Genomic DNA, 18,274 nt, shown 5'->3' with positions numbered 1-18,274 from the left:
GCGGCCCGAGAATTCGGTCACGGACCTAGGCGCGCAGGGTGTGTATTGCAACCGGCAAAGACGAGCGGGGCGGCACTATCTTTGCGAATAGTTCGCGTTAGCAACAACTGCCTCGACTATTGTCGCGGCGGGATCGGCAGGGTTCTAACTCGGCCGGTATGGTACCCTCTTTTGTTCTGCCAGCCGTCGGTCCAGTAATCGACAAATCTTCATCCAACGGGCGTGTTCGGCCCGGTCCCCCCGGTTCATTGCCGCATCGGCCCGAAGGCGCGCCTGTGCGAACGATCCCAAGCCGTGAATTGCGAAATGGCGCAAGGTCTCATGCAGAATGCGCGTTTCCTCCGCGGCGGCGTCTCCGTCATCGTTGGCGACGTGCAGGATGACCGGTCGGGCCAGCACGCGCGCGACGGGCGAGCGGGCGGCGTGGCGGGCGGCGGCGAAGCGAACGGACATCCGGTTTGCGATCCTTCGGGTTTGGGACGAGCAAGACCTCTAGTCGCGCCGGCCTAATCCCGGGTGTGCCGACAGGGTTACGCAATCTGCAAAGTGCAGGGTAAACCGATATTTACGCCTGCTTCCTCAGTTCGGCTTGGTGATCCAGCGCCCCGTGTTGGCGTATTCCGCCTTGATCCCGCTCGCTTCCGGCAGGTCCTGCGCGGTAAACTGCCTGTCCCCGCCGCGTGCCTCGACCGCCGGAGAATAAGCCGGCGGCGGGGGCGGGGGAACGTAGGCGGCGGCGGTGGCAGTCACGGCTTGGCGACGCGCCGCCTCGTAGGCTTGGGCCAGCACGACCGGGTCGGGCGCAGACCCCTTGGGATCGGTGAAGCTGCGCGAATGCGGCGCGGCGACGGGTTCTGCTCCCCGATAGCGCGCAGCGAAGGCGTCGGACCGGCCGGCGATGCCGCGCCACTTGTAGAAAGTGTGGAGGCCGATCGTGCCGACGTTCTGGAGGCTCGAGGCCCAGTAGGGCAGCACATAAGTCGCATGGTAATGCGTTGCGAGCCCGATCGGCGCATAGACGTATCCCGCGAGCGAGGCCGCTGCGACCGAGCGCGCGCGGTCCCACGTCGCGCGGGCGGGCTTTCGGGCAAGCGACCCGTCGCAGGTGAAGCTGAACTGGCAGCCCGTACTGCGCTCGCTGCCCTGAAAGACGACGCCGCAGACGCTGTTGGGGTAGCTGGGATGCGCCACGCGGTTGAGAATGACCTGCGCGACCGCACGCTGGCCGTCGGTCGGTTCGTTGGCCGCCTCGTAGTACAGCGCCAACGTCATGCATTGGAGTGCGCGCGCCTTGTCGATGCCGCTACCCGCCGCCGAAAACGCGCTAGCGGCGCCGGGACCGACCGGTGCGGGCTGCGCATCGGAATGCGCACCCGTGTCGAGTGGCGGCGGAAGATCGTCCGACAGCACGAGTTCGCCTTGGGGCGCCTGCGGCAGATCCTCGAGATAGAAGAAGGCCGATCCGGGGAAGCTCTCGCCGGCGGTCTCGAAAGGCATCGGGGCTGGCTTCTGCGCAGCCGATTGCGGATCGAAGGCGAACGCCGACCAGTCGCCCGGCGCGGCCATCGCGGGTACCGCCACGGCGGCCGCGAGCGCCAGCAGCCGCCGCCCGCGATGCGGCCCATCGAAGGCGAGCGGCAGCCGCCAGCTCCGCCGTTTCGCACGGCGGAGAGAGGCAGGTCGGGTAGCCGTTCGGGTCATTCGTATCCTTGCAGGGCCTGGCGGTCGGTTCGGTCCGCGCATGGCGCGTAGCGGGCGAGTTGTCTGGCCGCGAGACGCGGTTCGCCGGGTGTCCCTTGGCGGAACAGGCCGCAAGTGCCGATTAAGGTGCATGCTTGCCGCGCGGTAAACTTGCACGGGCGGCGATCTCCGCTTATCGGCGCCGCCACGTCATGGGTTGTCCGGCTGGCCTGCTTCGGCAGGCTGGATGGACCGAAGAGGGAAGGGGGTGCGATGCCTCCGCTGCCCCCGCAACTGTGACCGGGGAGTGCCGTCCCCAAATGCCACTGTTTCGCGCGAGGCGGGAAATGGGAAGGCGGGGCGGCGCCGCGATCCGGGAGTCAGGAGACCTGCCCGCGACGGTCGTTCCGCAGCCGGGCGGGGTGTACCGGGATGCAAGCGAGGGCGCGCCCGCAGGGGCGCGCCTCCCGCCATGGACGGCATTTCGTCCAACGTGGGAGGCATCATGCCCAAATACCTGTTTCTTCTGAGTTCCGCCCTGTTCGTTACCCCGGTCGTTGCTCAGGAAGCGCCGGCGGACGGCCTCGACACGACGATCACCGTCACCGCGACCGGTTCGCGTGGCAATGTCGCCGATACCGGCCAGTCGGTCACCGTGATCGGCCAGGAAGAGGTCGATGCGGTACAAGGCCCCGACCTCACCCGCGTCTTGCGCCGGGCCCCCGGCGTCACGATCACCCGCAACGGCCCGCCGGGGTCGTTCACCGGCGTCCGGGTACGCGGCGCGGGGGCCGAGCAACTGCTCGTCCTGATCGACGGTGTGCGCGTGGCCGATCCTGCCGCACCCAGCGGTGGGTTCGACTTCGGCAACCTGGCCGCCGGCGAGATCGAGAGTCTCGACTTGCTGCGGGGATCGAACTCCACGATTTGGGGGTCGGATGCGATCGGCGGCGTCCTGGCGGTCACCACCCGCGCACGCCGCGGCCTGTCCGCCAGTGCCGAATACGGCGGCGACGATTCAAGCTATCTGACCGCCAGCGGTGGCGCGGGCGGGGACCGCTTCTTCGTCGGCGGATCGGCCGGCTGGCAGCGGACCGACGGCTTTTCCGCCGCCGCTACCGGCACCGAGCCCGACGGGTTCGCGCAATGGTCGGTAAACGGACAGGCGCGGGCCTATCTGTCGGACCGTTTCGAATTGTTCGCACAAGGGCGCTACGCAAAGGGCGATCTCGATATCGACGGTTTCCCGCCCCCTCTCTACGCCTTCGCCGACACCGCCGAGACGCAGGAGACCCGGCAATACACGGGTGCGCTGGGTGCGATCTACGAGACCGCGCCGCTTTTCCTGCGCGCCGCCTTCTCGCTGTCGGACACGGCGCGCGAGAACTTCGATCCGGCCAGCGGAAGCGCGCCGACCTACACCACCGACGGGCAGTCGCAGCGCGTCGATCTGCGCGGCGAATGGCGGCCGCTCGGTCCGCTGGTCGTGCACTTCGGCGGCGAGGGTGAGTGGACCCAATTCTCCACCATGTTCGATGCCGAGCAGCGGACGCACATCTGGGGCGTCTATGCCCAGGCCGGGATCGAGTTCGGCGGGATCGCCGCCCATGCCGGCCTGCGGCGCGACGAACATGCCGATTTCGGCGGGGAAACGAGCTTCGGCGCCGACGCCAGCTACCGCCTGGCGGGCGACATCCGCTTACGCGCATCGTATGGCGAAGGGTTCAAGGCACCGTCGTTGTTCCAGCTCCTGTCGGACTACGGCAACCCGGCGCTGCAGCCGGAGCGTAGCCGCAGCATCGATGCCGGGCTCGAATGGCGCGGCAGGGGCGATCCGTCGTGGGCCGGGGTCACCGTGTTCCGCCGGACGAGCACCGACCTCATAGATTACGTATCGTGTTTCGGTTCGAGCGTCGGCATCTGCGCCGGCCGGCCGTTCGGTACGTACGACAATGTCGGCCGCGCCCGGGCGCAGGGCTTCGAGGTCGAGTTCGGCCTGACGCCCACCGAGACGCTGCGGACGCAGGTCGCCTACAGCTACGTCGAAGCGATCGACCGTGACGCGGGCACCGATCTCGCCCGCCGCCCCCGACACGCGCTCACCGCCTCGGCGGACTGGCAGACGCCGTTCCTCGCGGCGTTGGGGGGTGACGTGCGTCTTGTAGGCGACAGCTTCGACGATGCCGGCAACACGACGCGGATCGACGGGCACGTTCTGGTCGATGTGCGCGCCAGCGTGCCGCTGGGCGAGCGGCTGGAACTCTATGGCCGCATCGAGAACGTGTTCGATGCCGACTATGTCGAAGTTGCCGGCTACGGCACGCGCGGACGGACCGCATTCGTGGGTGCGCGTATCAAGCTGTGAAGGCGCTGCTCGCCGCCTGCGTGCTGCTGCTGGCGGGGTGCGCCGCGCCCCCCACAATGCGCGCGGGCGGCGGTACCGGGGAACGGGCCGGGGGCGGGCCGACGATCGTCAGCCTCAATCCCTGCACCGACGCGATCCTCGCCGAAGTCGCCGATGCGGGGCAGATCCTCGCGATCAGCCACTACAGCCACGATCCCCGCGCAACCTCGATGCCGCTGGCGCAGGCGCGCCGTTTCCGCGCGACCGGCGGCACGGTGGAGGAGGTTCTGGCGCTGGACCCGGACATCGTCGTCGGCTCGACCTTCATGGCCCCCGCGACCCGGGCCGCTTTCGACCGGTTGGGCATCCAGGTCGAGACGATGGGTATCGCGAACACCGTGGAAGACAGCATGGCGCAAGTGCGTCGGCTCGCGGAACTATCCGGTCATCCGTCGCGCGGGGACGCTCTTGTGGCGCGGATCGAGACGGCACTCGCGCGCGCCTCTACGGACAAGTCCCCGGTCGCGGCCGTGCTGTGGCAGCCCGATGGGATCGTACCGGGGGAAAGCGAGCTCGTCAGCGACCTGATGCGCAGGACGGGTTTCTCCAACCAGACCGCGGCGCACGGGATGGGGCAGGCGGATTATCTCTCGCTCGAACACCTGCTGGCGGACCCGCCCGCGGTTCTTCTCGTGGCGGGCGACGAGCGCGGTCAGCAGCATCCGGCGCTGGCGGCGCTTTCGAGCACCCGCCGTGCCACCTTCGATCCTTCGCTGCTCTATTGCGGTGGGCCGACCATAGAGCGCGCCGCCGGTCGACTGGCCGAGATCCGGCGGGGCGCGGCATGACCCGGCCCGTCGCCGTCCTGCTTGTCCTGCTGGCGCTCGCGGTGCCGCTGTCGCTGTTGGCGGGCCGGATCTGGCTCGATCCCGCGACGACCCCCAATGCCGCGACCATCCTTGCGGAACTGCGCCTGCCGCGCGCGGTGCTGGCGCTGGCGATCGGCGCGGGACTGGGGGCCAGCGGGGCGGCAATGCAGGGATACCTGCGCAACCCCCTCGCCGATCCGGGGCTGTTCGGCATTGCGCCCGGCGCCGCGCTGGGAGCAGTGGCGAGCATGTGGTTCGGCTATGCTGCCTCGCCGTGGCTGCTTCCGGCCTTCGCTCTAGCGGGGGCGGCGGGTGCGATGGCGCTCCTCGTCGCCATCGCGGGCAGGACCGGGGGCATTGCGCTGTTCACGCTGGCGGGCATGATGATCGCGAGCCTGGCGGGCGCGCTCACCAGCCTCGCCATCAGCCTTGCGCCCAATGCCTTCGCAACCAGCGCCATCGTCACCTGGTTGATGGGCGCGTTGACCGACCGGAGCTGGGACGACGTGCGTATCGCTGCGCCGTTGACGGTCGCCGGGCTCGGCTGTCTGCTCGTGGCGGCGCGCGGTCTCGACGCGCTGGTGCTGGGCGAGGCGGCGGCGCGCAGCCTGGGGATGGAGCCGCGGCGCTTGCAGGTGTGGCTGATCGCGGGCGTGGGGCTGACGGTCGGGGGCGGGGTCGCGGTGGCGGGCATCGTGGGCTTCGTCGGCCTGATCGTGCCCCACCTCGTGCGCCCCTTCACGGACCGCAGGCCTTCGCAACTCATCGTGCCGAGCGCGCTTGCCGGTGCGCTGCTGGTGCTGGTCGCCGACTGCGTGTGCCGCATATTGCCGCTTGTCACCGAGCTACGCCTCGGCATCGCGCTCAGCCTGATCGGCGCGCCGTTCTTCCTTTGGCTGCTGATGCGGATGCGCCGCGGCGGCGGGGGGTGGCCGGCATGACGCTGGCGGCGCACAACCTGTCGCTGGCCGGGCGCCTGCGCGACGTGTCGGCGGCGTTGGAGCCCGGCACGATCACCGCGATCTGCGGGCCGAACGGGGCGGGGAAGTCCAGCCTGCTGCAATGTCTCGCCGGCCTGCTTGCTCCTGACAGCGGCACGGTATCGCTGGGTGGCGAAGATATGACCGGCCTGCATCCCCGGACACGCGCGCAGGCGATCGGGTATTTGCCGCAGGATGGCGAGATCGCGTGGGACCTGTCGGTTCGCAACCTTGTCGCGCTCGGCCGGCTGCCCCACCGCGACCGCGGCGACGCGCAGGTAACCGCCGCGATGGCCGCGCTCGATCTGGAACCCTTCGCGGCCCGCCCTGTGTCCCACTTGTCTGGCGGCGAACGGGCGCGAGCGCTGCTGGCGCGGGTGCTGGCGGGCGAGCCGAACTGGATCCTCGCCGACGAACCGCTGGCCGCTCTCGACCTCGGTCACCAACTCGGCCTGCTGCGGCACCTCCGGCGAGCGGCGGATGGCGGGGCGGGGGTGGTGCTCGTGCTGCACGATCTGGCGCTGGCGATGAACCACGCCGATCGGGTCCTGGTGCTGGACGAGGGTGCGCTGGCTGCCGACGGAGCCCCGGAGACCGCGCTGTGTGTCGAGACGATCGAGCAAGTCTGGGGCGTTTCGGCCAACTGGCTCGGCGAAGCGGGCGCGCGGGCACTGGTCGCCTTATGACGCGGGACGAACTCGTCGAATTGTGGTTCGACCTGACCCGCAACCGAATGCCCGCCGCGGCGCGGGAGAAAGGCTGGCCGGTCCACCTCGATCACTGCTTCCACCGCATCCTGCTCGACAACGCGGTGGAGGCCGCGTGGCGCACGCAAATCGCCGCGCCCGCATGGCGTAACGCCAGCGATGCGATACTGGGGCGGGCCGTGGCGCTCGGCGAGGCCGCGCTTCGCGGGGAAGCCGACCTTGCCGAGCTCAACGACAAGTCGCTCGGGTGGCGGGGCAAGCGCCGGGCGCCGCCCCGCCGATAGGCCCGGTCAGTTGGCGCCCGGAGTCGTGGCGCCCGGCGTAGTCGCCGTGCTGCTCACCGCGCCCGCGCCGTCGTCCGACGTGCTGTCGGCCGTACCGTCGCCGGGAAGCAGCCCGCGCGCCTTCAGCAGCGGGGTGATGTCCGGCTGGCGACCGGCGAACTTCTGGTACATGTCGAAGTAGTCCTGCGTGCCGCCCTGGCTGAGCACGGTGGCGCGGTAGTGATCGCCGTTCGCCCGGGTCAGGCCGCCGTTGTCCATGAACCACTTGCGGCTGTCGAAATCGAGCATCGCGGTCCACAGATAGCTGTAATAGCCCGCCGAATACCCGATCGGGCCGGAGAAGATGTGGCTGAAGTACGTGCTGCGATAGCGCGGCGGCACGAGGTCGATCTCCAGCCCCAGGTCCTGCAGCGACTTGCGCTCGAATTCGTCGACCTTTTCGGGCGTGTCGATGGCCCGCGCCTGTTCGGGCGAGAGCGCGGCCCACTTCATGTCGAGGAGCGCGGCTTCCACCGTCTCGCCGAAGTCGTAGCCCTGGTTGAACTGGCTTGCGGCCTCGATCTTGTCGATCATCGACTGCGGAATGGTCTCGCCGGTCTTGTAGTGCTTGGCATAGTTCGCCAGCACCGTGGGGTAGGTCGCCCACATCTCGTTGACCTGGCTCGGATACTCAACGAAGTCGCGCGCGACCGCGGTGCCCGACAGGCTCTCGTAGGTCTGGTTGCCGAAGAACCCGTGCAGCGCATGCCCGAATTCGTGGAACATGGTGTTTACGTTGTCGAAGCTGACGAGCTGCGGCTGGCCGGCCGGCGCCTTGGGAATGTTGAGCACGTTGTAGATGACTGGCTTGTTGTTCCACAGCTTCGACTGGTCGACGAAGTTGCTCATCCACGCGCCGCCGCGCTTGCCGGTGCGCTGGAACGGATCGAAGTAGAACAGGCCCAGTTCCGAGCCGTCGCGGTCGTAGACGGTGTAGGTGGAGACGTCGGGGTTGTAGACCGGGATGTCGGTCCGGCGCTTGAAGCTGAGACCGTAGAGCTGGTTCGCGGCGTAGAACACCCCGTCTTCCAGCACCTTGTCGAGCTGGAAGTATTCCATCATTTTGTCTTCGTCGAGGTCGTAGCGTTCCGCCTTCACCTTGTTGGCGTAGCGGTACCAGTCCCACGGCTTGACGGTGAAGTTCTGCCCGTCGGCCTTGATCGCATCGTTGAGGACGGCAGCCTCGCGCCGCTGGGTGGCGGCGAGGGCGGGGACCATGCCTTCCATGAAGTCGAGCGCGGTCTTCGGCTTTTCGGCCATCCGGTCCCACATCGCATACGTCGCCCAGTCGGGAGCTCCGAACAGCGCGGCCTTCTCGGCGCGCAGGGTCGCGATCTTGGCGACCAGCGGGCGGGTGTCGATGGCAGTCGTGCCATCGGCGCGGTGGAAGCTGCGCATGAACAAAGCCTCCCGCGTGGCGCGGTCGCTCATCGAGGGCAGCAGCGGCTGCTGCGTCGTGTTCTGGAGCGCGATGGCGTACTTGCCCGGCTGGCCGCGTTCGGTCGCGAGGTCGGCGGCCGCTTTGATGTCGGCGTCCGACAGGCCGGCGAGGGCGGCACGGTCGTTCACGATCAGCGGCTGGTCGGTCATCGCGGCGCGGATCTTCTGCGACATTTCGGTGGTGACCGTGGTCAGTTCCGAATTGATCGCCTTCACGCGGTCGCGCTGGGCCTCGGTCAGCAGCGCGCCGGCGTGGACCATGCCTTCGTAGGTGTCCTCGAGGAGCTTGGCGTCCTCGGTCGTCATGCTCATTGCCGAGCGGTTGTCGTAGACCGCCTTGACCCGCTGGAAGAGCGCCGGGTTCAGGGTGATGCTGTCGCCGTGCGCGGTCAGCTTGGGACCGATCTCTTCCTCGATCGCGTCGAGGTTGTCGTTGGTGACGGTGCCGGTCAGCTGAAAGAAGACCCGGCTCACGCGGCCGAGCGAGCGGCCCGATTTCTCCAGCGCGACGATGGTGTTCTCGAACGTCGGCGGGGCGGGGTTGTCGATGATGGCCTGTACCTCGGCCTTCTGGATCGCCATGCCCTGCTCGAAGGCGGGGATGTAGTCGGCCTCGGAAATCTTGGTGAAGTCGGGCGCATGGAACGGCAGATCACTGTCCTGCGCGAAGTATCCGGTCGCAGCGGGAATCTGCGGATTGTACGCGGCGGCGACAGTCTGGTCGGCTTCCATGGTGGTGCATCCTGCAAGCAGTGCGGCCGTCGCGGCCGTGGCGAAAAGGCGAAGTTTCATGTGTCTGCGGTCCCTCGGAAGACGGTTATGGATTGAGCCCGTGCCGCGGAGGGGCGGACGGGCGACGATATGGTTACGCATGGAACGGCAATAGGTTGCGAAGCAAGCGCCGCGTCGGATTTTCGTCGGGTCTCCTAGGTCGTTCGTCGGCCATTCTCGTTAGCGATCTGGGCCAAGCGACCATCCGGCAATGGGAGTGTAGCGCGAACCGTCGGGGTGCAGCGTGCTCTCGTAGAGGCGGAAGTCCTCGACGAGCCATTCGGGTACGACGAAATCGCCGTGCCGCGCCAGCCATTCACCGCCGCCGATCGCCCGGCCGCCGAGGCGGGCGAGGGTGACGTGGGGGACGAACGTCCGCGGTTCCGCGGCGAGCCCCATGCCTCGACATGCGCGCTCGACCTTCCGCTGGAGCGAGGCGAGTGAGGGCGACGGTGCGAATGCCGCCCACAGGCCGTTGGCGCGTCCGCGTTTCTCGAAATGACCGACCCCCCGGACTTGTAGCGGGAACGGCTCGTGCTCGATCTTCGACAGCGACTCGATAAGGTCGTCTTCGCCGCGCCTGCTCACGTCCCCGGCGAACCGCAAAGTCAGGTGCAGCTGGTCGTCGGACTGCCAGCGCGCGCCCTCGACACCGCCCGCGACCGAAAGCAGCGCCTCGCGCACAGGTTCGGGCGGGCGTAGGGCGACGAAAAGGCGGCGCATCCCGCCCCGCTAGCGCAGTTCGCGTCCGCTCGCCAAGACAGGCTCTCGCGATGCCGCGCTGCAAGCCGATTGACCGACCTGCCGCCATGCCGCACATCCGTTGCAAACAGGAACCGGGAGGATCCCCAATGGCATTTCGCGAATTCGACACCCCCCAGCTCTCTCGCCGTTCGCTGCTGCGCGGCGGAGCTTATCTCGGCGCGGGCGCGCTGGTGGGCGGGCTGCCCTTTGCCGGCGCTGCGCTGGCGGCGGAAACGAGCTGGCCGGCGGTGACGAAGCTTGTCACGGACTACGTGGGCAGCAGGAAGCTCGCCAACATCGTGGCGGCTATGGGGCGGGGGCAGATGCCGCCCGAGGTGATCGCCGCCGGGATGCAGACGATCGGCACCACGGCGGCAGCGGACATCGACAGCCTCTACCGCATCTATTCGATGACCAAGCCCGTCACCGGCATGGCGACGATGATGCTGATCGACGAGGGCAAGCTGGGTCTCGACCAGCCGCTCGCGGAAATCCTGCCCGCCTTTGCGAACATGCAGGTGCAAAAGACCTACGACGGCGGCATCGGGGCGGGCGATCTCGAGCCGGCGGCGAGGCCGGTTACCATCCGACACCTCCTCACCCATACCGCCGGCATCGGCTACACGATCATCCAGAAGGGGCCGATCAAGACGGCCTACGAGGATGCCGGTCTGATCGCCGGGCAGGTCAGCAAGCTTCCACTGCCTGCCGAACTGGGGCGCGGCAAACCGGTGGGCAGCCTGGAGCTGTTCGCCGACGGTCTGGCGAAGATGCCCCTCGTCGCGCAGCCGGGCACGCGCTGGATCTATTCGATGGGGCTCGACCTGATGGGCCGGGTGATCGAGGTGGCAAGCGGCATGCCGTTCGACGCCTATCTCAAGCAGGCGATTTTCGATCCCGCCGGCATGTCGAGCACGTTCTTCACCGTGCCGGCCAGCGAGCTTTCGCGTCTGACGACGAACTACGGCGTGGTCGGCGGGCAGCTGCTGCCGATCGATCCGGCGACGAACTCGATCTACGCCGACAAGCCCGCATTCCCGTTCGGCGGCGCGGGACTGGTATCCTCGGCGCGCGACTACGACCGGTTCCTGCGGATGCTGCTGGGCTACGGCGCGATCGACGGCAAGCGGGTGATGAGCGAGCTGGCGGTGCGGGTCGGCACGTCGAACCTGCTGCCCGATGGCGTCGACCTCAAGGGTACGTGGGTCGACGGCGGCGGCTTCGGCGCGGGGGGCCGCGTGGGGCTGGGCGACCAGGCCGGCACCTACGGCTGGGCGGGGGCCGCGGGCACGGTCGGGTTCGTTGATTTCCGCCACCAGTTGCGCGCCACGATGATGACGCAGTTTATGCCCGACAGCACTTATCCGCTCAACGACGGCTTCCGCAAGGCGGTCGCGAGCGACCTCGTGGCGATGGCCGGCCGGTGATCGCCTTCAGCGGTTCGCCGCTCGACCGGGCGGACCACATCCGCTGCGATCCCGACGCGCTCGCCGGGTTGACCAACTGGAAGGCCCGGCTGTTGCGGCTCGACGGGCTGCTGCCGACGTTCGATGCGGCGACGGGCGCGCTGGGGTGGGGCACGCTGGCGGACGCGCCAGAGGATGCCGATCTGGTGTTCCTCGGCCTGCTGGATGGCAAGGCCTGTTTCGCGGCCGTGCCGGGCGAGGGGGCCGACGGTCCCGCCTACGCGCAGCCGCAGGTATGGCAGGCGATGCAGGTGCTGAGCCCCGGCGACCTCGCGCTCTACGGCGGTGCGCGCAGCCTCGTCGACTGGCACGCGCGGCACCGGTTCTGCGCCCGCTGCGGCGCGCCGACGAAGGTCGCGAAGGGCGGCTGGCAGCGCGATTGCGGCAACTGCGGTGCGCCCCATTTCCCCCGGACCGACCCCGTCACGATCATGCTGGTCGAACATGGCGACCGCCTGCTGCTCGGCCGGCAGCCACGCTTCCCGCCGCGGGTCTTCTCGGCGCTCGCAGGTTTCGTGGAGCCCGGCGAGACGATCGAGGAAGCTGTCGCGCGCGAGGTATTCGAGGAAGCCGGCGTGCGCGTGCGCGATGTGAAGTACATCGCCAGCCAGCCGTGGCCGTTTCCCAGCCAGCTGATGATCGGATGTCATTCGGTTGCGGAGGACGACGCGCTCACCATCGATCACACTGAGCTCGAGGAAGCGCGCTGGTTTACACGGGAGGAGTTGATGGAAGCGAAGAAGGCAGGCGACGCAGGCACGGGTAACCTTATCTTCCCCCGTCCGTTCGCCATCGCCCGCACTCTCGTCGACTGGTGGCTCGACCGATGAGTGACGCAGGGCCGGTGCGTGTCACCATCGACATCTGGTCGGACGTGATGTGTCCGTGGTGCGTGATCGGGTACAAAAATCTCGAGACCGCGCTGCAGTCGCTGAATGGCGAGATCGCGGCCGAGATCCGCTGGCTGCCGTTCGAACTCAACCCCGACATGCCGCCCGAGGGGGAGGAGAGCCGGGCGCACATCGCCCGCAAGTACGGCCGGACCCCCGAACAGGCCGAGGCCGGGCGCGCGATGATGGCCGGGCGGGCCGCCGACGCCGGCTTCCCGTTCGACTATATCGGCGAGGGCGATCCGCCGCCTTCGATGCTGTGGAATACGTTCGATGCGCACAAACTGCTGTACTGGACGCGCGAGGCGCACGGGGCCAAGACCCAGACGTCACTCAAGCTCGCACTGTTCGCGGCGCACTTCCAGCAGCGCCGCAACGTCGGCGATCGGGCGGTGCTGCTCGACATCGCGGCGGAACAGGGCCTAGACCGCGAGGGTGCGGCGGCCGCACTCGACGATCCGCAAGTCGCCGCCGCGGTGCGAGGGGAAGAGATGCTGGCGTGGGAGAACAACGTCTCGGGCGTGCCCGCGATGGTGATCGACCGGCAGTTCATCGTCCCCGGCGCGCAGGAGCCGGAGACCTACGTCAACGTCCTGCGCAAGGTGGTGTCGAAGCGAGCGTAGCGAGACAAGCTAGCTGTTGCGCTCGTCCTGGATGGCCGCGCGGGTCTTCGGTCCCTTCTCGGCGTCCTGCTCCGGATTGTCGGAACCGGTCGCGCGTTCGACCATGTCGCCTGTCAGGTCTCCCTCGGCCTGCCTTTTCTCTGCGCGCGTTCCGACATCGCGGTTGACGGTCCCGCCCGCGCGGCTGCCTTGCGCGTCGGACTGTTCCGGCTTCGTCACTTCGTCGATCATCTCGTTGTCGGGATGCATGGATTGTCTGTCGGGCATGGTTTTCTCCTTTCCCGACCAACGGGTGCCGGCAGCACGGCGTTCCGAAAATCCCGGCTCTGTAACGATCAGATGAGCCCCAGCCTCGTCAGCCTGCCCGCGAGCCGGCCGGGGATCGCGTCGCCCGCTTCCTCCCCTTCCTCGAGGTCGCGCGGAGCCTGCCGTTCGGTCAGGTAACGCCAGCCCTGGTGGGCGCGCTTGTGCTTGGGATCCACCAGCACCAGTTGCGGCTTCAGGCGGATGGTCCAGTGCGTGTCGGGACGCTGCTCGAACCCGAGGATCTCGGTGCGCGCGACGATTGCGTGGTCCATGATCCAGTACAGCGAGCCGCCGATCATCTCCTCGTGCCGTGTCGGACGATAGCGGGTGCGCATGTGCGCTTCCTCGCCCGTCTCGACCCATGCGCGCAGTTCCCCGATGCTTTTCGAGGTGTAGGCGATCTTGGTCATGTGAAGCGGCACGAATGCCAGATAGGCCGGTCGGCGCCGCGCTCAACCCCGCGCTCAACCCCGGTGACCGCTCAGCCTGCGAGCCCTGCCGCCACCGCGAGCCCCAGAAAGGCAAAAAAGCCCATCGAATCGGTGATCATGGTCACGAACACGCTGCTCGCTACGGCAGGGTCCTGGTCGAGCCGTTCGAAGACCACCGGCACCGCCACCCCGGCGAAGCCCGCAACCATGATATTGACCATCATCGCAGCCGCGATCACCACACCGAGTTGCGGCGTGAACAGCAATGCGACCGCCGCGCCGATCAGCACCGCCACCGTGGCCCCGTTCAGCATCGCGACCCGCATCTCGCGCCAGATCATCCGGCGGGTGTTGGCGCGGGTGAGCTGGTTCATCGCGATCGCGCGCACGGTGACCGCCATCGTCTGCGTGCCCGCATTGCCGCCGATGCTGGCGACGATGGGCATTAGAACTGCCAGCGCCACAAGCTGCTCGATCGCCGCGCCGAACATCGCGATGATCGCGGATGCGACGACCGCCGTGCCGAGGTTGGCGACCAGCCAGCGGACCCGCGCGGCATAGGCCTCGCGGATCGGTTCGTTGATGTCGCCGTCGCCAGCGCCCGACAGCAGCAGTACGTCCTCACCGGCTTCCTCGCTGACGATGTGGACGACGTCGTCCGCCGTCATCTGGCCCACCAGACGCCCACCGTCGTCGACCACGGCGGCCGAGATCAGTGCGTATTTCTGAAACATGTTGCCGACTTCTTCCTGGTCCATCGTCACCGGGATCAGGGTCTGGTCGCGCTTCATCACGTCGGCGAGGGCGATGCCGCGCGGGGTGCGCAGGATCCAACTCAGCTGGCAGGTCCCCACCGGCTTGTGTGCCGGATCGACCACGAAGACTTCGAAGAATTCGGTCGGCAGTTCGCCGGCGCCGGGTTCGCGCAGGTAATCGATGAGGTCACCGACGGTCAGGTGTTCGGGCACGGCCACGAACTCGCGGCTCATCAGGCGGCCGGCGGTTTCTTCCGGATAGGCCAGCGCACTTTCGATCGCCGCGCGATCGGCCGGTTCCATTTCCGCGAGAACCGCGGCCTGGTCGGCGGGCTCGAGGTCCTCGATTAGCTGGACCGCGTCGTCGGTGTCGAGCTGTTCGGCGATGCCGGCGACCGCGTGGGCGGGCAGCGCCTCGATCATGTCCTCGCGAACGTGATCGTTGAGTTCGGCGATCACCTCGCCCGAAAGCAGGTCGGAGATCGCCGCGGCGAGACGCGGACGATCGTCGGCGTCGAGGATTTCGAACAGGTCGGCCACGTCGGCCGGGTGCAGCGGCTCGACGAGGTCGTAGGCGCGGGCCTTGTCCTCGGCATCGATCGCCTCGACGACGCTGCGGACGTATTCGGGCTTCAGCCGGTTGTCCTCGTCGTGGCGTTCGTCGTCGACCCGGTCGTCGGGGCGGCCGGCTTCCTCGCCGGGGCGCAGGTCGTCTTCGATCAAGAGCTGCTCGTCCGCCATGCGCGTGGCCTTAAGCGGGGCTTCCGGAAACGCAAGCGCACGGGTGACTTCGCGGTGGAGGTGCCTATATCCGGCGCCGAGTCACACAAGGAGATACCGATGGCCGACACCCTGACCTTTACCCTGGACACCGGCAACGGAGAAGGCGGCGACGTCGTCATCAAGCTGCGCCCGGACCTCGCGCCCAATCACGTCGCGCGCATCACCGAACTCGCCAACGACGGATTCTACGACGGGGTGAAGTTCCACCGCGTCATCCCGGGCTTCATGGCGCAGGGCGGCGACCCGACCGGCACCGGCATGAGCGGCAGCGACAAGCCCGACCTCAAGCAGGAATTCAATTCCGAGCCGCACGTGCGCGGCACCTGCTCGATGGCGCGGACCAACAACCCCGACAGCGCGAACAGCCAGTTCTTCATCTGCTTCGACGACGCGCGCTTCCTCGACAAGCAGTACACCGTGTGGGGTCAGGTCGAGAGCGGCATGGAACACGTGGACGCGCTGCCCAAGGGCGAGCCGCCGCGCGAACCCGGCAAGATCGTGAAGGCGACCGTTTCCTAAGTCGCCTGTGCCCGGAGGCGGCGCGCCTGGAATGCGAAGCGCGCCGCCTTCGACACGTCTTCCTGAAACGACCGGTTGACCATCAGGCCGACCGCCGAACCGGCAACCGGCACCAGCATGCCGAGCCGCTTGCGGAAACTGGCGAACGCGATCGCACGACTGATGCGTTCCACCACCGCATCGACCATGGGCGTCGAGGTATCGCCGGTCACAGGCCGCAGCGTGCCGCCCGGCTCGATTGCCGCTTCCAGCGCGGCGATGCGGTCGGCGCGCAGGTCCGGATCGTCGATCGCGGCGAGTTCGAGGATCTGCAGTCGGAACACCTTCTCCGCTTCTCCGCCGCCCTCGTAACCGAAGGCGCGCCCCGTATCGCGGATGTTCCGCAGAGCGAGGGCGATGGTCGCAGGCACGTCGAGACCTGCCGAGATCGCGCCGCCGAAACCGGCTGCCGCGCCCGTCGCACCGTTCACGTTCTTGTAGAGGCGCTCGATCCGGCGGGCCGCCGCACGGCTCGATTCCAGATCGGCGGGATCGTGGCGAAGCTTGGCCAACGACGGCGACCCGGCCGCGCGGTCGATACCCTTGACCACGGCCTCCACGACGGAGTTCGGGACGACGCTGGCGATGGCCTTGCCGAAGGGGTTCGTCAGCCGCTCGATCCCGCGGCCCAGCATGCTGGGCCTGGCGTTGCGATAGGCGGCCTGTTCTTTTTCGATCCTGTTCATGATGCGCGAACCCACGAACTGCCGGTTGCGTTCCTTACAGCCCTGCGCCGATCAGCCATTCGTGGAACAGGCGCACCGGGCGCTGTTCGAGATCGCGCGGGCGGCAGACGAACCAATAGGAATAGGGGCTCTCGACATCGACGTCGAACAGCCGCGCCAGCCGGCGGTCTCCGGCGCGTTTCATGTGGTCGTCGTGCATGATCGCGACACCCAGTCCCTGCGCTGCCGCCTCGAGGATGAGCTGGCCGGAATCGTAATGGTCGATCGCCGCCGGCTCGAAATTCCTGAGGCCCATCGCCTCGCGCCAGGCGGTGAAGCTGTCGGGCAGTTCGTTATGGACGAGGAAGGTCTGCTTCGACAGCACCTTGGCATCCGGGGTTTTGCCGATTTCTTCTGCCAATGCCTGCGAAGCGATCGCGTATACGTAGTTGTGGTCGAGCCGCACCGCATGGAGCGATTTCTCGGGCTCGGCCATCAGTACGATGGCGGCGTCCAGCGTGTCGCCCACACGGTCCAGCAGGTGCGGGCCGGTGTCGATGTCGATGTGAAGCCGCGGGTGCAGCTTGCGCAGTTCGGGCAGGCGGGGAAACAGCCGCTGGCCGCCGAACAGGGGCAGGACGCCGAGATGCAGGCGCATGACGCCGATGGCATCGGACTGCGCCTCCACCGCCGCAGCGAGCGCCTCGATGTGCGGAGCGACGGCATCGTGGAACGAGCGACCTTCGTCGGTCAGCTGCATGGCCTGGTGGGCCCGGGTGAACAGCTTGCGCCCGGTGAATTCCTCCAGCGTGCCGATCCGCCGCGAAAGGGCCGACGGGCTGAGGCCGAGCTCCGTCGCGGCCGCGCGGGCGGAGCCGAGGCGCACCACGCGCAGGAACGCCTCGAGCGCGCGAAGGGGGGGCAGGCGACGGGTCATGGGCGGCAACGATGGAAGGGCGCCGCGGCGTTGTCGAGCGCGAATCGCGCGTATCGAACCGAAAGCGCGCCTACTCCTCCGCCACTTCCTCGACGACCGGAGGATGGAGCCGCAGGCGGGTGGCGTGCGTGTCGTCGGCATCGGTCACTTCCAGGGTCCAGCCGCTGGGATGGGACAGCGCCATGCCCGCGGTCGGCACCGATTCCGCCAGGACGAACGCGAGCCCGCCCAATGTGTCGACCGCTTCCTCGACCTCGGCAAGGCGCGGGTCGATCCGTTCGGCCACATCGTCGAGTTCGGCGCGCGCGTCGCAGTCCCACATGCCGTCGGGCAGGGCGACGATCCATTCCTCCGCCTCGTCGTCGTGCTCGTCCTCGATGTCGCCGACGATTTCCTCGACCAGATCCTCGATCGTGATGATGCCGTCGGTGCCCGAATATTCGTCGAGCACGACCGCCAGGTGGACCCGCTGCTGGCGCATGTCGGCCAGCACGTCGAGCGCGGTGCGCGCCTGCGGCACGAACAGCGGCTGGCGCATCAGCGTGGTCCAGTCCGCCGGCGGGGCGGCACCCGTCGCGATGATCGGGAACACATCCTTGATGTGCATCATGCCGATGACTTCGTCGAGCGTTTCGCGGTAGACCGGAAGTCGCGAGTGGCCGTGCTCGGCGAAGGCAGCGACGACTTCATCCCAGCTGGCGGCCGCGTTCAGCGCGACGATCTCGCCCCGCGGTACGGCCACGTCGTCGGCATCGTGTTCGGAGAAATGCAGGAGGTTGCGCAGCATCTGCCGCTCGACGGGCGACAGGTCGCCCTTGCCGGCGGACCCTTCGGTTTCGCCGCCTTCCTCGTGCTCGTCGATCGCTTCCTCGAGCTGTTCGCGCAAGGAGCGTTCGTTGTCGTCGGTGTCGAAGAATTTGCGGATCGCGAGCCAGAGCCCGCGGTTACTGTCCGCTTCTCCCGTCTGGGATTCGGTGTCGGGCATGGCCCCTGAAAAAGTCC

19 protein-coding genes and 1 riboswitch are annotated in these 18,274 nt (G+C 68.0%); of the genes, 9 read left to right on the top strand and 10 right to left on the bottom strand.

What is annotated here, in order from left to right:
• Positions 1 to 144 precede the first annotated feature (144 nt).
• Positions 145 to 453 (bottom strand): hypothetical protein, encoded by a 309-nt coding sequence (locus D4766_RS02010; protein ID WP_120715943.1) that lies wholly within the window; start codon positions 451 to 453, stop codon positions 145 to 147.
• Between the two features lie 126 nt (positions 454 to 579).
• Positions 580 to 1,701, bottom strand: coding sequence for a cell wall hydrolase (locus D4766_RS02005; protein ID WP_234024856.1), 1,122 nt, complete (start codon positions 1,699 to 1,701; stop codon positions 580 to 582).
• Between the two features lie 198 nt (positions 1,702 to 1,899).
• A riboswitch (cobalamin riboswitch) is annotated at positions 1,900 to 2,091 on the top strand.
• Positions 2,092 to 2,185: 94 nt separating this feature from the next.
• On the opposite strand from D4766_RS02005, the gene D4766_RS02000 reads away from it, so the two are divergent.
• Genes D4766_RS02000 through D4766_RS01980 form a run of 5 tightly spaced genes read left to right on the top strand, consistent with a single transcriptional unit; the run spans position 2,186 to position 6,864 of the window.
• Positions 2,186 to 4,045 carry a TonB-dependent receptor plug domain-containing protein gene (locus D4766_RS02000; protein WP_120715942.1) on the top strand — a complete coding sequence of 620 codons (1,860 nt, stop codon included), beginning with the start codon at positions 2,186 to 2,188 and terminating at the stop codon, positions 4,043 to 4,045.
• Positions 4,042 to 4,872, top strand: a complete 831-nt coding sequence (locus D4766_RS01995; protein ID WP_234024855.1) for an ABC transporter substrate-binding protein — start codon at positions 4,042 to 4,044, stop codon at positions 4,870 to 4,872. The genes D4766_RS02000 and D4766_RS01995 overlap by 4 nt, the downstream gene beginning before the upstream one ends.
• On the top strand, positions 4,869 to 5,834 hold the full coding sequence (locus tag D4766_RS01990) for a FecCD family ABC transporter permease (protein ID WP_120715941.1): 966 nt from the start codon (positions 4,869 to 4,871) through the stop codon (positions 5,832 to 5,834). Before D4766_RS01995 ends, D4766_RS01990 begins: the two co-directional genes overlap by 4 nt.
• The gene (locus D4766_RS01985) at positions 5,831 to 6,559 is read left to right on the top strand and encodes an ABC transporter ATP-binding protein (RefSeq protein WP_120718000.1); all 729 of its coding nucleotides are present in this window, start codon (positions 5,831 to 5,833) and stop codon (positions 6,557 to 6,559) included. Before D4766_RS01990 ends, D4766_RS01985 begins: the two co-directional genes overlap by 4 nt.
• On the top strand, positions 6,556 to 6,864 hold the full coding sequence (locus D4766_RS01980; RefSeq protein ID WP_120715940.1) for a GCN5-related N-acetyltransferase: 309 nt from the start codon (positions 6,556 to 6,558) through the stop codon (positions 6,862 to 6,864). Before D4766_RS01985 ends, D4766_RS01980 begins: the two co-directional genes overlap by 4 nt.
• Positions 6,865 to 6,870: 6 nt before the next feature.
• Here D4766_RS01980 and D4766_RS01975 read toward each other — a convergent pair whose 3' ends face one another.
• Together D4766_RS01975 and thpR are read right to left on the bottom strand one after the other, a co-directional pair.
• Positions 6,871 to 9,135 carry a M3 family metallopeptidase gene (locus D4766_RS01975; protein WP_120715939.1) on the bottom strand — a complete coding sequence of 755 codons (2,265 nt, stop codon included), beginning with the start codon at positions 9,133 to 9,135 and terminating at the stop codon, positions 6,871 to 6,873.
• A 159-nt stretch (positions 9,136 to 9,294) separates the two neighbouring features.
• On the bottom strand, positions 9,295 to 9,837 hold the full coding sequence (thpR, locus tag D4766_RS01970) for an RNA 2',3'-cyclic phosphodiesterase (protein ID WP_120715938.1): 543 nt from the start codon (positions 9,835 to 9,837) through the stop codon (positions 9,295 to 9,297).
• 128 nt (positions 9,838 to 9,965) lie between these two features.
• Between thpR and D4766_RS01965 the strand changes: the two genes are divergently transcribed.
• From D4766_RS01965 to D4766_RS01955, 3 genes are read left to right on the top strand one after another with little or no spacing between them, the layout of a single operon-like run.
• The gene (locus D4766_RS01965; protein ID WP_120715937.1) at positions 9,966 to 11,285 is read left to right on the top strand and encodes a serine hydrolase domain-containing protein; all 1,320 of its coding nucleotides are present in this window, start codon (positions 9,966 to 9,968) and stop codon (positions 11,283 to 11,285) included.
• Positions 11,282 to 12,154, top strand: a complete 873-nt coding sequence (gene nudC / locus D4766_RS01960) for an NAD(+) diphosphatase (protein WP_120715936.1) — start codon at positions 11,282 to 11,284, stop codon at positions 12,152 to 12,154. Before D4766_RS01965 ends, nudC begins: the two co-directional genes overlap by 4 nt.
• Complete coding sequence (locus D4766_RS01955; protein WP_120715935.1) at positions 12,151 to 12,837, top strand: DsbA family oxidoreductase; 687 nt, start codon at positions 12,151 to 12,153, stop codon at positions 12,835 to 12,837. The genes nudC and D4766_RS01955 overlap by 4 nt, the downstream gene beginning before the upstream one ends.
• Before the next feature lie 9 nt (positions 12,838 to 12,846).
• Here the strand turns inward: D4766_RS01955 and D4766_RS01950 are convergent, their stop codons facing one another.
• The 3 genes from D4766_RS01950 to mgtE form a co-directional block, all read right to left on the bottom strand.
• Positions 12,847 to 13,104, bottom strand: a complete 258-nt coding sequence (locus D4766_RS01950; RefSeq protein ID WP_120715934.1) for a hypothetical protein — start codon at positions 13,102 to 13,104, stop codon at positions 12,847 to 12,849.
• A gap of 68 nt (positions 13,105 to 13,172) precedes the next feature.
• Positions 13,173 to 13,565, bottom strand: coding sequence for a DUF1489 family protein (locus D4766_RS01945; protein ID WP_120715933.1), 393 nt, complete (start codon positions 13,563 to 13,565; stop codon positions 13,173 to 13,175).
• A gap of 59 nt (positions 13,566 to 13,624) precedes the next feature.
• The gene (mgtE, locus tag D4766_RS01940) at positions 13,625 to 15,070 is read right to left on the bottom strand and encodes a magnesium transporter (RefSeq protein WP_120715932.1); all 1,446 of its coding nucleotides are present in this window, start codon (positions 15,068 to 15,070) and stop codon (positions 13,625 to 13,627) included.
• Positions 15,071 to 15,169: 99 nt separating this feature from the next.
• Here mgtE and D4766_RS01935 point away from each other — a divergent pair, with 99 nt between their 5' ends.
• On the top strand, positions 15,170 to 15,631 hold the full coding sequence (locus tag D4766_RS01935) for a peptidylprolyl isomerase (RefSeq protein ID WP_120715931.1): 462 nt from the start codon (positions 15,170 to 15,172) through the stop codon (positions 15,629 to 15,631).
• On the opposite strand, the gene D4766_RS01930 is transcribed toward D4766_RS01935, so the two are convergent.
• From D4766_RS01930 to D4766_RS01920, 3 genes are all read right to left on the bottom strand, one after another.
• Positions 15,628 to 16,356: an EcsC family protein gene (locus D4766_RS01930; protein WP_120717999.1), complete on the bottom strand. Its 729-nt coding sequence runs from the start codon at positions 16,354 to 16,356 to the stop codon at positions 15,628 to 15,630. The genes D4766_RS01935 and D4766_RS01930 overlap by 4 nt on opposite strands.
• Positions 16,357 to 16,390: 34 nt before the next feature.
• Positions 16,391 to 17,272 (bottom strand): LysR substrate-binding domain-containing protein, encoded by an 882-nt coding sequence (locus D4766_RS01925; RefSeq protein ID WP_120715930.1) that lies wholly within the window; start codon positions 17,270 to 17,272, stop codon positions 16,391 to 16,393.
• 70 nt (positions 17,273 to 17,342) lie between these two features.
• Positions 17,343 to 18,257: a hemolysin family protein gene (locus tag D4766_RS01920; RefSeq protein WP_120715929.1), complete on the bottom strand. Its 915-nt coding sequence runs from the start codon at positions 18,255 to 18,257 to the stop codon at positions 17,343 to 17,345.
• Positions 18,258 to 18,274: the final 17 nt, after the last annotated feature.

The organism is Tsuneonella amylolytica (assembly GCF_003626915.1).
GTDB lineage: Bacteria > Pseudomonadota > Alphaproteobacteria > Sphingomonadales > Sphingomonadaceae > Tsuneonella > Tsuneonella amylolytica.
The sequence above is the reverse complement of the archived record's forward strand: the minus strand, read 5'-3'. Positions and strand labels throughout refer to the sequence as shown.